General features: G+C 69.6%; 11 protein-coding genes and 1 pseudogene. 4 read left to right on the top strand and 8 right to left on the bottom strand.

Annotated elements, in window-relative coordinates; all coding sequences use genetic code 11:
* Positions 1-211: 211 nt before the first annotated feature.
* On the bottom strand, positions 212-1,060 hold the full coding sequence (locus ACZ49J_RS20525; protein ID WP_467449814.1) for a menaquinone biosynthetic enzyme MqnA/MqnD family protein: 849 nt from the start codon (positions 1,058-1,060) through the stop codon (positions 212-214).
* 349 nt (positions 1,061-1,409) lie between these two features.
* Between ACZ49J_RS20525 and ACZ49J_RS20520 the strand changes: the two genes are divergently transcribed.
* On the top strand, positions 1,410-1,613 hold the full coding sequence (locus ACZ49J_RS20520) for a cold-shock protein (protein ID WP_255955214.1): 204 nt from the start codon (positions 1,410-1,412) through the stop codon (positions 1,611-1,613).
* A gap of 272 nt (positions 1,614-1,885) precedes the next feature.
* Here the strand turns inward: ACZ49J_RS20520 and ACZ49J_RS20515 are convergent, their stop codons facing one another.
* Together ACZ49J_RS20515 and ACZ49J_RS20510 are read right to left on the bottom strand one after the other, a co-directional pair.
* Positions 1,886-3,436 carry a hypothetical protein gene (locus ACZ49J_RS20515; RefSeq protein WP_467450218.1) on the bottom strand — a complete coding sequence of 517 codons (1,551 nt, stop codon included), beginning with the start codon at positions 3,434-3,436 and terminating at the stop codon, positions 1,886-1,888.
* Between the two features lie 277 nt (positions 3,437-3,713).
* Entirely contained in the window at positions 3,714-4,589 is an 876-nt protein-coding gene (locus ACZ49J_RS20510) for a hypothetical protein (protein ID WP_467449809.1), read from the bottom strand.
* Positions 4,590-4,831: 242 nt separating this feature from the next.
* Between ACZ49J_RS20510 and ACZ49J_RS20505 the strand changes: the two genes are divergently transcribed.
* The gene (locus ACZ49J_RS20505) at positions 4,832-7,702 is read left to right on the top strand and encodes a helix-turn-helix transcriptional regulator (RefSeq protein WP_467449807.1); all 2,871 of its coding nucleotides are present in this window, start codon (positions 4,832-4,834) and stop codon (positions 7,700-7,702) included.
* Between the two features lie 3 nt (positions 7,703-7,705).
* Here ACZ49J_RS20505 and ACZ49J_RS20500 read toward each other — a convergent pair whose 3' ends face one another.
* Positions 7,706-8,161 carry an ATP-binding protein gene (locus tag ACZ49J_RS20500; RefSeq protein ID WP_467449805.1) on the bottom strand — a complete coding sequence of 152 codons (456 nt, stop codon included), beginning with the start codon at positions 8,159-8,161 and terminating at the stop codon, positions 7,706-7,708.
* Positions 8,162-8,293: 132 nt separating this feature from the next.
* Between ACZ49J_RS20500 and ACZ49J_RS20495 the strand changes: the two genes are divergently transcribed.
* A complete protein-coding gene (locus ACZ49J_RS20495) occupies positions 8,294-9,157 on the top strand; it encodes a helix-turn-helix domain-containing protein (protein WP_467449802.1) in 864 nt (287 codons plus the stop codon).
* Entirely contained in the window at positions 9,154-9,408 is a 255-nt protein-coding gene (locus ACZ49J_RS20490) for a DUF397 domain-containing protein (protein ID WP_467449801.1), read from the top strand. The genes ACZ49J_RS20495 and ACZ49J_RS20490 overlap by 4 nt, the downstream gene beginning before the upstream one ends.
* A 227-nt stretch (positions 9,409-9,635) precedes the next feature.
* Here the strand turns inward: ACZ49J_RS20490 and ACZ49J_RS20485 are convergent, their stop codons facing one another.
* The 4 genes and pseudogenes from ACZ49J_RS20485 to ACZ49J_RS20470 form a co-directional block, all read right to left on the bottom strand.
* The gene (locus ACZ49J_RS20485; RefSeq protein WP_467449799.1) at positions 9,636-10,394 is read right to left on the bottom strand and encodes a hypothetical protein; all 759 of its coding nucleotides are present in this window, start codon (positions 10,392-10,394) and stop codon (positions 9,636-9,638) included.
* A gap of 30 nt (positions 10,395-10,424) precedes the next feature.
* Positions 10,425-10,697, bottom strand: a complete 273-nt coding sequence (locus ACZ49J_RS20480) for a hypothetical protein (RefSeq protein WP_467449798.1) — start codon at positions 10,695-10,697, stop codon at positions 10,425-10,427.
* Positions 10,698-11,501: pseudogene (locus ACZ49J_RS20475) on the bottom strand (polymorphic toxin-type HINT domain-containing protein); the annotation flags it as partial. It abuts the gene before it with no gap.
* 253 nt (positions 11,502-11,754) lie between these two features.
* Positions 11,755-12,573 carry a helix-turn-helix domain-containing protein gene (locus ACZ49J_RS20470; RefSeq protein ID WP_467449797.1) on the bottom strand — a complete coding sequence of 273 codons (819 nt, stop codon included), beginning with the start codon at positions 12,571-12,573 and terminating at the stop codon, positions 11,755-11,757.
* Positions 12,574-12,754: the final 181 nt, after the last annotated feature.

The raw sequence follows: 12,754 nt of genomic DNA, 5'->3' as shown, positions 1-12,754 counted from the left end.
GTGGGGGGCGGTCTCGTCTGCCGGGTTCTGTCAGTGGGCGGCTGCGGGTCTTATGGGGCTGATCGCGCCCACGCGGCGGAGCCGCATGAGGTAACAGCCCCGCGTCCCCAGAAGCCTTGGACGCGCCCGAGTACACGACGCATCGCGAGTCGCCCACCCAGCCACACTCCGAATTCGCGAAGAATTCAGTTGCCCTTACATCAGGACACCGTTATGGCGTCAGCAGTTCCACCCGTACGTCCGACGGGAAGCCCGTCGTCGGGCCCACCCGCCTCGCGAACTCGCTCACGGCTTCCAGCTGGGGGGCGCCGAAACGGAAGTCGAGAGTGGTGAAGTACCGCTCCAGGACCGGCTCGTCGAAGGCCTCCCAGCGGGCCGCCTGCTCCGCGACCTTGCCGACCTCGTCGAGGGAGAGGTCGCGGGACGCCAGGAACGCCTCGTGCACCTTTCGGGTGACGACGGGCTCGCGCTCCAGGTACTCGCGCCGGGCCGCCCAGACCGCGAAGACGAACGGCAGGCCCGTCCACTCCTTCCACATGGAGCCCAGGTCGTGCACGTCGAGCCCGAACTTCGGCCCCTCGTGCAGGTTGGCCCGCAGCGCCGCGTCACCGATGAGGACGGCGGCCTCGGCCTCCTGCATCATCAGCGGCAGGTCGGGCGGACAGTCGTAGTACGACGGGCGGACGCCTACCTGCTCGGCGAGCAGCAGCTGCGCGAGACGTACGGACGTGCGCGAGGTCGAGCCGAGCGCGACACGGGCGCCGTCCAGCCGGTTCAGGGGCACCTGGGAGACGATCACGCAGGACATCACTGGGCCGTCGCAGCCCACCGCGATGTCCGGGAAGGCGACCAGGTCGTCCGCGTGCTTGAGGAACTCGACGAGCGTGATGGGCCCGATGTCGAGCTCGCCCTGCACCAGCTTCTCGCTGAGCTTCTCCGGGGTGTCCTTCGTCAGCTCGAAGTCGAGGAGTGTTCCGGTCCGCGCGAGCCCCCAGTACAGGGGCAGGCAGTTCAGGAACTGGATGTGGCCGACGCGCGGCCGGGTGCGAGAATTGTCCACATCGCGAGGCTAGCCCGCATGGGGTACGGTGCACCCTTCAGGGTGGCCCCTGACGCAGGTTCCGGGCCCTCTCGGCCGGGCCACACGGGCCCCTCTCGCCACACGCGCCCCGTCAACCCCGCTTTCGGCGCGTTCAAACGTCCGAGTGACGTGATCTTGCCCTCTATTGCTTTCGGCTGCCCGCGTGCTAGGCTCGCCGCAAGTTGCAGTTTGGTTTCCTTGCAGTACAGAGCCTGCGGAGCATGTGACCGCGGGCTCTCGTCGTTTTCAGACGAATGCAGTTGTGCAGCACTGTTTTCACACTTGCAGGTTCTGGAGCAGGGCAACCCTTTGGGCCCAAGGAGGGCTTATGGCTACCGGAACCGTGAAGTGGTTCAACGCCGAAAAGGGCTTTGGCTTCATCGCCCAGGAAGGCGGAGGCCCCGACGTCTTCGTCCACTACTCCGCGATCAACGCGACGGGTTTCCGCTCCCTCGAGGAGAACCAGTCGGTTTCCTTCGACGTGACCCAGGGTCCGAAGGGCCCGCAGGCGGAGAACGTCACCCCCATCTGAGCCGCGGCTTCACCAGCCCTGCCCCATGGCCTCGTGCCATGAGCACAGTGCTGATGAGCCCATTGCTCTGATCCGGACCTGATAGCAGTACCCAAGGAGCCCCGCGCCGTCCGGCAGCGGGGCTCCTGCCTTGTGCGGGCCACGGCTCGGGGGCCCCGGCTCGGGGGCCCCGGCTCGCGCGGCGGCCCCGCCACCGCACCGCTCCTTACTCCTGCCCCCTGCCCCCTGCCTCCTGCCCCCGGACGGAGTACGCCGATCGGGTGGACAGCGGATCAGCAGTGGTCCGGGGTCCGGGAGAGGCCGTACTCCGAGCCGATCCGGTACTCGCCCGACCGGGTCACCGTCAGCCGGGTGAAATCGCCGTTCCGCGTCAGACACCCGCCGTCGGCGCGCAGCCACGGTGAGTACGCCACCCGGACGGTCACCTGTCCGGGCCGCGGCACCCGGACGTCGACCGCGGCGCCGGTGGTGCGGATCACGGCGGCGGGCGCCGGGACGAGCGGAACCGCGTCCCGCACCCGGTAGATCCGCCAGTGGGCGTCCCGCCACACCGGCTCCAGCCAGTCGGGCCGGTCCTCGCGCACCAGGCGGGCCTCGGCCTCGGCGTACTGTTCGGGCTCGGCGAGCGGGAGGACCACGAAGCCGACCGCCCAGTGGTCCAGCCAGGCGCGGTAAGCGGCGGCGGAGAACGTGCCGTCGTAGAAGAGGCGGGCGCGTGCCACGTCGAGCTGACGGTTCCAGCCGCGGGCCAGGTGGACGTGGGGGGCCAGTGCGGCGGCCTCGCGGTGGTCGCGGGCCGGGACCACCTCGACTCGGGCGCGATCGGCGCCGAGCCCGCGCAGGGCCCTGGTCACCCCGCGGGTGTCGGCGGCCCAGGCCGGCACGGGCGCGGTCACCCTCAGGTCGCCGAGGGTGCTGGCGCCCACCCAGGCGAGGGAGAACAGCAGGGCCGCGAGCAGGGTGGCCCGCCGCAGCAGCCGGGCGGGAGCCGTCCCCTCCCGGATGGCCATCAGCGCGGCGGGGGCGAACAGGGCCGCGAACCGTTCGACGTTCGTGCCGACCGGCGAGGGAACCAGGTACACGAGCACCGTGCCGGTCGCGTACACGCCCCCGCTCCACCGAGCCACCCGCCAGGAGCGCGGGGCCGTCACGGCGACGACGAGGCCGAGCAGCGCGGGCACCCAGATCCGCGCGGCCGGCATCGGCTGCTCGCCGGAGAACGGGAAGAGCAGGGTGGTCAGCGTGACGACCACGGCGGGCGGCACGAGCAGGACCGCGGCCCGCGCCCCGTCCCGTACGGCGAGGAACGCCGCCCCCACCACGGCCAGGAACAGCCCGGCCACCGGGCTGGCCAGGGTGGCGAGCGCCGCGCACACCGGCGCGCGCACCATCCGCCGCTCCCCCGTCAGCAGCACGCACGCGGCGAGCCCGAAGGCGACGCCGAGCGCGAAGGTCGTACGCCCGGACGCGACGGTGCACCACAGCGCGAGGGACGCGAGCAGCGCCGGGCCGAGAGGCCGGCGCACCCCGGCCCGTACGACCAGCACGGCCGCCGCCCAGGACGCGGCGAGCCCGGAGAGCACGCTCACCGTGCGCACGCCGAACGCCGCCATCAGGTACGGGGAGATCACGCTGTAGCTCGCGGTGTGGGTCCCGCCGTACCAGAACAGGTTGTACGCCGAGTCCCCGTGCCGGGCCGCGAACCCCGCCCACGCCTCCTGCGCCGCGAGGTCACCACCGCCCGTGGCGAGGAGCGCCGCCCACACCGCGTACAGCGGGAGGAGGGTGAGCGTGGCGATGAGGGGGACGCGGTGGCGCCGCAGGAGGGCGGGGGGCGGAGTGTCCGCCGGGGTGGTGGCCGGGGTGTCGGGCGGTGTGTCGGGTGGGAGCGCTGTCGGTGCGGGGTCGGTGGCGTGCGTCACGGGCGTCCTGCTGGGTCACGGATGGGGGCGGCAACGGCACTCGTTGCCCCGCCGCCCCAACCCCCGCGCCGGCCGAACGGTCATGGCCCGCCCGGCCCGCGAGACGCAGGAACCAGCCATTCGGTCGTAGGCGGGTCTCGTGGACCGGTCCTACGGCTCTCGTGAGAGCGCCCAGGGGCTAGCCCGCGCCGCACCGCCGCACCACGTCCCGCCCCGCCAGCGCCTCCAGTACCCGGCGCGTGCGCGTGCCCTGGGCCAGGTCGGGTTCGAGGCCGTGGCTGTGGAGGAGGGCCATGAGGGAGGCCTGGACGACCTCGGCGCCGTCGGGCGCCACACGCTCGGAGACCTCGAACCACTCCAGGGGCCCGCCGGCCTCGTCGCCCGGCAGTGTCCAGTACTCCAGGGTCACGTCGTGGTGGTCGAGGCGTACGCCGGTCCAGTCGACGGTGCGGACGGGCCCGAGGATGTCCAGGTCCCCGAAGCCGACGGGTGCGTCGGCGCACTCCGCGAGGAAGGCGCGCTGCCGGTCGGAGAACGCCGTGGCCGGCGGCTCACTGCCCGAGGTGACCGCCTCCACCGCCGTACGGCCGCAGTCGGAGGCGAAGGAGGCCGCGAGCACGCGGCGTTCGCCGGACCAGTCGCCGGCCAGACGGAAGGAGTCCGGTCCCTGGGCGCGGAAGTCCAGCCAGCGGTCGGTGAGCCGGGACGCGCGGCAGGGCCTCAGCTCAGCCATGGCGTCCCCGCCCCCGACTCGCCCGCTCCCCGCCCGCAGCCGCAGTGTCACCCCCGCGTCCAGCAGCGGCAGTTGTCCGGGCGTCGCCCGGGAGCGGGCGAGGGTCTCGCCGGAGTACGGCGAGCTTGCGCGGGCTCCCCCGTCGTACGGAACACGCCCGTACGGAGAGCGGGTGAGCGCCTCGCAGAAGTAGACGTGGCGCCGGGCTCCCCCGTGGTCCGGCGCCAGCGCCCGGGTCGCGGCGGCCGCTTCCGCTCCCGAGAACGTCACCCTGATCTCGACGGAGTCGAGCCGTGGTTCGGGTCCCGTGGATGCCGGCATCGGCCGTCCCCCTTGTGCCGCGACCTGCTTTTCCCCTGTTGCGCCACTTCGCTCGATCACTCGGTGTCCTCACTTGCAGGACTCCATTCAAGGCCGCCGGACCCCTGTGCGCTTCCGGGAAGTCCCTACATCTGACCACCCGCACAACCCGTCCACGGACAAATCCGGCTGTCTTCCACCTTCTTGGCCACCACACCGACGGGCATCATGGAAGAGCGGACGGGCGCCGAGGGGGTCGCGGTATGCAGGGGGGAACCGGAATCGTCGGCCGGGAGCGGGAACGGCGGCTGATGGACGACCTGCTCGTGGCGGGCGGGGCCGCCGGCGCGTCCCTGCTCCTGTGGGGCGAGCCGGGCATCGGCAAGACCGCCCTGCTGGACTACGCGGCCGAGCAGGCGGAACGGGGGGAACGGGCGGACCAGCGCCAGGACCCGGCGGGCGCCTCCGCACTCCAGGGGCCCCCGGGACTCCGTGGGGCCCGGGGGCGCAGGACCGTGCTCCGCGCGCGTGGCATCGAGACCGAGACCGTCCTGCCGTTCGCCACGCTGGGCGACCTCCTTATGCCCTATTCGCCGTATTTCAGGGAACTCCCCGGTCCGCAGCGCACCGCCCTGGAGTCCTGCCTCGCGCTCGGCGGCGACTCGGCGGACACCCCGAGCAACCCGTACGCGGCCTGCATGGGCGCCCTGAACGTGCTCGCGGCCCTCGGCGACGAGCGGCCCGTGGTCGTGCTGGTCGACGACCTGCACTGGGTCGACCCGTCCTCGCAGCGCGTCCTGCTCTTCATCGCCCGCCGCCTGTCCAGTGAACGGGTCGCCCTCGCCCTCTGCTCCCGCGAGGACCACGGCGAGTCGGGCACGCGCCGCAGCATCCCGGCCGTCCAGGTCGGCGGCCTGCCCGCCGACGACTGCGCGGCCCTGCTCCGGGAGGCGGACCGCGAGGTCACGCCGACGGTGCTCGACGAGTTGGTCAGGATCAGCGGCGGCAACCCGCTGGCCCTCCGCGAGATAGCGGCCGGCCTGACGCCCGAACAGGCCCGCGGCGAGCACCCGTTGCTGGACCCGCCGTCCCTCGGCAGCCACCTGGAACGCGCCTGGGCGGCCCGCATCGACGACCTCCCCGAGACGGCCCGCCGCGCTCTGGTCGTCCTGGCGGCCAGCCGCTCCAAGGCCGCGGGCCCTCTGCGCAAGGCTCTCGAAGCGGCGAACCTCTCGCTCGACGCCCTCTCCCCCGCCGAGGAGGACGGCCTGATCACGGCCACCTCCGACGGCCTGGACTTCCACCACCCGGTGCTGCGCCCGCTGGTTCTCGGCCGGGCCCCGCTGGCCCACCGTTTCGCGGCCTACACGGCGCTCGCCGAGGTGAACACGGGCCCTCTGCACGCCTGGTACCGGGCATCGGCGAGCGCGGGCCCGGACGAGGAGGCGGCCGCGGCGCTGGAGGAGGCCGCGCAGGAGGCCCGTCGCCGCAGCGCGTTCGCGGAGTCCGCCCTGGCCTGGCGCCGCGCCGCCGACCTTACGCCTGCCGCCGACCCGGCGGCCCGCGCCGCCCGCCTCCACCGCGCCGCCTCCGACGCGCTGCTCAGCGGCTCCCCCTCCGGTCCCCAGTGGTGCGAGGAGGCCCTGCGCATCACGCCCGACCCGGCGATGCGTGCCGACATCCAGGGCCTGCTGGGCCGTATGTGCACCTGGAAGGGCCAGACGGCGAGGGCGTACGGCCTGCTGCTGGACGCGGCGGACTCCGTACGCGACCACGACCCGACCCGCGCCTGCATGCTGCTGGCCGAGGCGACGGCCGCGGCCCGCCTGGACGGCCACGTCCCCGCCGCCGTCCGCGTCGCCGAGGAGTCCCTGTCCCTGGCCTCCCCCACGGGCCCCGAACGCTGGTACAGCCTCACCGTCCTCGGCGCGGCCCTCGTCATGGCGGGCCGTACGGCGCAGGGCCGCCGGATGCTGGAGTCGGCTGACGCCCACGGCACCGGCGACCCGGTCCGCGACCAGCAGGTGTACGCGATCGCGGGCCAGGCGTGGAGCCGGGTGGAGGAGTTCGAACGGGGCCGGAAGCTGCTCAACACGGCGGTGGAGTCGGCCCGCCGCCACAGCGCGGTGGGGGTGCTGGGCTTCACGCTGGCGGTACGGGGAGAACTGGAGACCCGAAGGGGCCAGTGGGCGTCCGCCCGCGGCGACCTGACGGAGTCCCTGCGCTGGGCGGAGGAGCTGGGCCAGCTGACGTGCGTGAGCTACACGCTCTACTGCCTCGCCCGCCTGGAGGCGTTGCGCGGCAACCGCGTCGAGTGCGAGGACCACGTGGCGCGCGCGAGGCGGGAGTGCGGGGCGTACGGGATCGGCTGCCAGGAGTTCCACATGACGGCGGTGCTGGGTCTGTCGGCGCTCGCGTACGGGGACCACGACGCGGCGGCGGACCAGCTGGAGCAGACGTTGGGTCTGGCCGGCGAACAGGGCATCGGCAACCCGGAGGTGGTCCCCTTCGCGGCGGACCTGGCGGAGGCACACCTGCGGGCGGGCAATACGGCACGGGCCGCCGAGGTCGTGACGTGGCTGGAGGAACGGGCGCGGGAGACGGGCCTGGCGTCGGCGGAGGCGGCGGCGGCCCGCTGCCGGGGCCTGCTGGCCTCGACGCCGGAGGAGGCGGAGGCCCACTTCGAGCTGGCGCTCAAGGCCCACCAGCGCACGACGGGCCCCTTCGACTGGGCGCGCACGCTGCTGTGCGAGGCGGAGGTCTTACGGAGGTACCGCCGCCCGGCAGCGGCCCGCGCGCCGCTGGCCTCGGCCCTGGCCTGCTTCGAACGCCTGGGCGCGGCCCCGTGGGCACGGCGGGCGGCGAGCGAACTGGCCGCGGCGGGAGGGATGCCGGCGGCGAGGACCTCCTCTTCTTCCTCCGACCTGGCCGACGCCCTCGACCAGCTCACCCCACAGGAGCTCCAGGTGTCACGGGCGGTGGCGAGGGGCCTGAACAACACGGAGGCGGCGGCGTCGCTGTTCGTGTCCCGCAAGACGGTGGAGGCGCATCTGACACGGGTCTACCGGAAGTTGCGTGTGCGGTCGCGGACGGATCTGACGCGGTTGCTGACGGCGGCGGACCTGGTGGACTGACGGCTACTGGTCGAGGGAGAGCTCGGCCCACACGGTCTTGCCGGGCGCGCGTTCGGTGACGCCCCAGTCGGTGGCCAGGGCATCGACGAGGTGGAGCCCGCGCCCGGATGTGCCGTCCCTGTCGGCTGGACGCATCTCCGGCCGCCGGTCCGTACGGGCGTCGGTCACCTCGATCCGCAGCCTGCCGGTGTTCTGAAGGAACAGGAGACGGAGCAGGAAGTCGCGCCCGGGCACGTGTCCGTGAGTGACGGCGTTGGCGGCGAGCTCGGCGACGACGTGGGCGGCGGTGTCGCTGAGGTCACTGCCGTAGGGGATGCCCCAGTGGTCGAGCTGCTGCACGGTGAACCGCCTGGCGAGCCGGGCACCGCGCCGCGTGGAGCTGAGCAGCTGGCTGAATTCGGGACTCGCCGGGTCGCTGGGTGGCGCCGACACTCGAGGGGCGGAGATTCGTGAGTTCACGTCACAGAGCGTGTCCGTTTGTCCCTACCCTGACCAGGGGCGACCACGGGACGCTGCGTAGCCGTACGGCCGCGTCGCGCGACGCGTCGGGTCGTCGACCGTGACCACGAGGACCTGAAGGCGGGACGGGGCATGGCGGACGAACGGGACCGGAGGCCGGAGACTCCGGCGGAGGCCGACGGCACGACGGGGCTGTTCACAGCGGTGGGCAAGCTGCTGAGGCTGCTGCGGGAGCGGGCGGGCGTGACGCAGAAGGAGCTCGGCGAGATGGTCGGGTACGGCCCCGACGCCATCTCGGCGATGGAGCGCGGTGTGCGGGTCGCCCGCCCCGAAGTGCTGGTGAAGGCCGATGAGTTGCTGAACGCCCAGGGCGTACTGGCGGCGATGATCCCGGAGATCAAGGAGGCGATGAAGAAGGCGCGGACTCGGCATCCGGAGTGGTACCGGAGTTATGCGGGGTTGGAGGCGGAGGCGGTCTCGCTGTACGACTACAGCACCATGGGCGTGCTGGGCCTCCTCCAGACAGACGCGTACGCGCGGGCCGTGTTCACCCAACGGCACCCACCGCTCAACGAGGCGACGATCGAGCGCCGTGTGGCGGACCGCCTCTCACGACAGCAACTCTTCGAGAAGTGGCCGCCCCCGGAGTGCAGCTTCGTCATGGAACAGGCGGTCCTTGAGCGGCCGATCGGCGGACCCGAAGTGCACGCGGAACAACTCCAACAGTTGTTGCGCATCGGGCGGATGCGCAGCGTACAACTTCAGGTGATGCCGACAAGCCGAACGGAACACCCCAGCCTGGGCGGTTCGTTCACACTGCTCATCCCCAAGGGAAAGGAGCAGGTGGCGTACATGGAGTCGCAGGGCTACCCGCGCCTGATCACCGACCGAGAAGAGGTACGCATCCTCGCCGCGCGCTATGGGATCATCCGGGCGCAGGCGCTCAACCCGTACGAGTCCCTGGACCTGATCGAGAAGATGCTGGAAGAGCGATGAACATAGAGCAGCTGAGCTGGTTCAAGTCAAGCTACAGCGACGGCGAGGGCGGCCAGTGCCTCGAAGCCGCCTACACCTGGCACAAGTCGACGTACAGCAGCGGCGCGGGCGGCGAATGCGTAGAGGTCGCCCCCTGCCCTCACACCATCCACATCCGCGACTCCAAGAACCCCACCGGCCCCCACCTCACCTTCTCCCCCACCGCCTGGGCCGCGTTCCTGTCGGACGAGTCGACGGCGGCAGGGGCTTGAGCGAGCCGGCTGAACAGGACAGGGGCCTCCGAAGGCGTAGGTGGCGGAGCAGGGGACGCTGATCTGGCCGGTGCCGGTGCATGCAGCGGCGAGGGCTATGCCACCCGGGTGTTGAGGCGCTGGATGGAGGAGGCGTCGGAGAAGACCCCGATGCCGCGAGCGGTGGTGGACCGCGGTCGACTCATAGCGACGCTGACCGTGGGCCCCTCAGCACAGGGTGCCAGAGGTTAAGACTTTTGAGCCTGCACCAAACGCTCGACCTGCTTTTGGATGAGTTCGCGCGGAAACTTCGCGTCTCGCCCATACTCCAGCTTATTGAATACGACTACAACACTCCCGGTTCTCACAAACACGACTTCAGTATTCCCAATCCGCCTTTCCGATGCACCGCCAGAGTTCACTGGAGTGACTGAACGGAAAGCGAGGGCCTCATCTCCTACTCTCGGCGCCTCCTCCACTCGGATTTCGGCACGGTACTTTCCCGCGTGGGACACACCCGAGTAGGACTTGCAGCTCTTCAACGCCTTCTGAAGTCGTCTGAATTCTTGCTCGGCGCCGCCGCCTTCATAAGAGGAGAGAGTTGAACCACCTCCCCAGACGTCACCCTTCCAGTTGAAGGTCTGATACACAACGACAGACGCTCCCTTGACATTCTCGGAGTCCAGCATCGCCTGGCACGACGCATCGGACACAGGCGGGAAAGTCCGAAGATTACCTTCAGGAGCGGGATCCTGAACGGGGACATTAAGTGCCTTTGGAACCTCCGAAAGTGTGAGCGCAGAAGCTTTTAGCTCCTCGGAAGTAAGCACCCTCCCCCACCTCTCACTGGGAGACCTTTCCACAGTTGCGACACGACCTGCATCCGCGTCCCGCGTCGACGAACAGCCAGACACAGAAAGCCCTATAACGCCGATCAGGACAACGGACAGAACTTCACGGATACCGAACACGCAGATTAACCCCCACCACAGCGCTGACGCCGCCATCTCTACACCAAAACAACGAGTTCGAATTCGCTACTGCAGGAGCATCCTCATTTGCCGCGCGATATCAGCCGCCTTCTGGCGTACCTGATCATCGTTCAGTAGATCCGGCATGCCGATGCCAGCCGAATCGTAGTCATGCGCGACATAGAAGAGATCTGTCGCCACCTGATACTGCTCGCCAGACGGATACGGTCCACCGCACCCCTTGTACAGGGGAAGACAGACAAGAGAGAACTCTGAAGGAGAGATCCTCCCTTCAGAAACGGCCTCCGCGAGCACAAGGAACGGCTCCAAAGTCGCCATCTACAGCTTCCCTTGCATGGTCAGGTACCAGAACTGGTCTGAAGTTACTTCCGATTTCCAGGCACCAAGCATCTCGCCCGACTCAATGTCCACCGAGACGTGACGCCCGGTATTGAGGTCCACGTAGTGCCGGGCAGGCGTCCCGCGATACGTTCCCGCGATTTGAACGTTCCCTGGGTCTTTAACGAAGCCTTCCAAGGCGTTCACGAATGCCTGCTTGCTCGCTTTACTCTCTTTCGCAGTGATCCCGAAGTCAGCAGCATGTTTGAAATGATGCGGCGCCCTATTCGAATCGATCCATACGGACCCGCACTCCGGACCTGAGTTATGAACAAGGACCGGAGTCTGCCCCGCCAGCACATAGTACGTGTGCAGGTCGGCAACAGTGAGGTTGTGAACGGACGCCCTCTCGGTCCAGCGGACAACCGAAGTGACCTCAGCCAGAGCGCCGCTGGAGGTGCGCAGGCGCCGACCCGGCTTCAGGTCCGTCGCGTCGATCCATTCGCCGAGTTCCGGAACCCAGAAGGGGTGCCCGTCAGTCGCTGTGACCGAGGCGGCCTTGGTGCCCTTCTTGGCCTCTCCGTCGATCGTGAGGGTGATCCTGACGAGGTTCTTGGGGCCTTTGCCGGTAATCTCGGCCGTGACTGTCTTGACCGCGGTCCTGCCGGTCTTGGGGTCGGTGGCCAGGATCTCGTCGCCGACCTCGACGTCCTTGATGGACTTCGTCGTGCCGTCGGCCATCAGAACCTGGGTGCCGGGCGTGAAGCTGTTCTTGTCGCATGCCTTGAGTACCTTGAGGCCCTTGAAGGCGCGTGCCACAGGTACTTCGAGCGCCACGTCAAGCCCGGCTTTCGCGCAGCCTCCGTCGCCGCTGAGGCATCTCTTGACGCTGCTGAAGTCGGGGGCGAGTACCTCGACGACGAGGAAGTCGAGGGCCTTCTCGAACCCGGACTTCTCGTAGTCAAGCCAGCCCAGGGCCGCTGCCGCCCCGCAGAACGCTCCCTTTGTGCCTTCGGAGCGAGCGCAGGTGTCGTGGGCCCATTGGTGAAGCCGCTCCTCATAGGTTTCGAAGGTTGGGTAGAACGCCTGCAGCGTGACGGCCGGTGGAATGGCCTGGCCCTCGATGAGGAGCTGACCGTTCTCGTGCGTGACGTTGATCGTCTGGCTCGGGACGATCCCGTCCTCCGAAGGTGCTCTGGCCGGCACGTACCTGAATGCCACCACCGTGCAGCTTGTGATAGTTCGCCGGAAGCCGTCGCGGATGGCTCTTGGGTGCCCAGCCGGCACCGGCCTGCGGACGGATCACCAGTGGCCCGAACTCGTCGAACGCGAACACCCGTTGGGGGAAATAGCTGATGACATGGTCGATGCGGGCGAGTTCCGCGTCGCGCTGCGGATCGTTGGATTCTTTCCAGGTCTTGGTCCGCTGGAACGTGATCTGGTGCTTGATCATCAATTGCCGCAGCCGTTCCCGCCCGACGGAGATCGGGCGGGCGGCCTGCGAGGTGAGGTAGTCGGCGAGCTTGCGCACGCCCCACCGGGTGAACGGCCGCCCCAAGGCTTCAGGACGGGTGTTGGCCGTCGTGACGATGAACCGTTCGTCGTCGTTACTGATCAGGCGGGGACGGCCACCCGCCCACCGAGGGGCCAGGCTGGCCATCCCCATCTCATTGAACCGATGGATGACCTGCCGGATCGTGTCCTCATCGGCCTGCACGAGACGAGCGATAGCCGCGACGGTGCTGCCGTCGGCCGATGCCAGCACGACCATGGCCCGCCGTAATCGGATCGGTGAACCAGCGCCTCTGCGAGTGATGCGCAGCAGCTGCTGACCTTTCTGGTCACTCAGCCGCCGCACGCGTACGGGATCTGCCACCACCACAGCCTGACCGCCACAACGACCGTAAGCACAGCAGGCCGACGGCGTGTCAGCCAACACCGCGAACGTTCGTGGTCACGGCACTAGTGTGCTGCGCCAGAAATCCTGAGGATTAGTTCTGCTCGGTTTGCTGGCCGGTGGTTCCGACCTTGGTGAGGTAGTCGGCGAGGGAGTTGAG

Source organism: Streptomyces sp. NPDC030840, from assembly GCF_055572015.1.
This window is presented reverse-complemented; position numbering and strand designations above follow the sequence as displayed.

Bases quoted from the DNA above. Each gene is read 5' to 3' on its own strand.
- ACZ49J_RS20510 (WP_467449809.1), bottom strand. From the start codon at position 4,589: ATGCCGGCATCCACGGGACCCGAACCACGGCTCGACTCCGTCGAGATC.
- ACZ49J_RS20480 (WP_467449798.1), bottom strand. From the start codon at position 10,697: ATGGCGACTTTGGAGCCGTTCCTTGTGCTCGCGGAGGCCGTTTCTGAA.
- ACZ49J_RS20520 (WP_255955214.1), top strand. From the start codon at position 1,410: ATGGCTACCGGAACCGTGAAGTGGTTCAACGCCGAAAAGGGCTTTGGC.
- ACZ49J_RS20495 (WP_467449802.1), top strand. From the start codon at position 8,294: ATGGCGGACGAACGGGACCGGAGGCCGGAGACTCCGGCGGAGGCCGAC.
- ACZ49J_RS20505 (WP_467449807.1), top strand. From the start codon at position 4,832: ATGCAGGGGGGAACCGGAATCGTCGGCCGGGAGCGGGAACGGCGGCTG.
- ACZ49J_RS20485 (WP_467449799.1), bottom strand. From the start codon at position 10,394: ATGGCGGCGTCAGCGCTGTGGTGGGGGTTAATCTGCGTGTTCGGTATC.
- ACZ49J_RS20490 (WP_467449801.1), top strand. From the start codon at position 9,154: ATGAACATAGAGCAGCTGAGCTGGTTCAAGTCAAGCTACAGCGACGGC.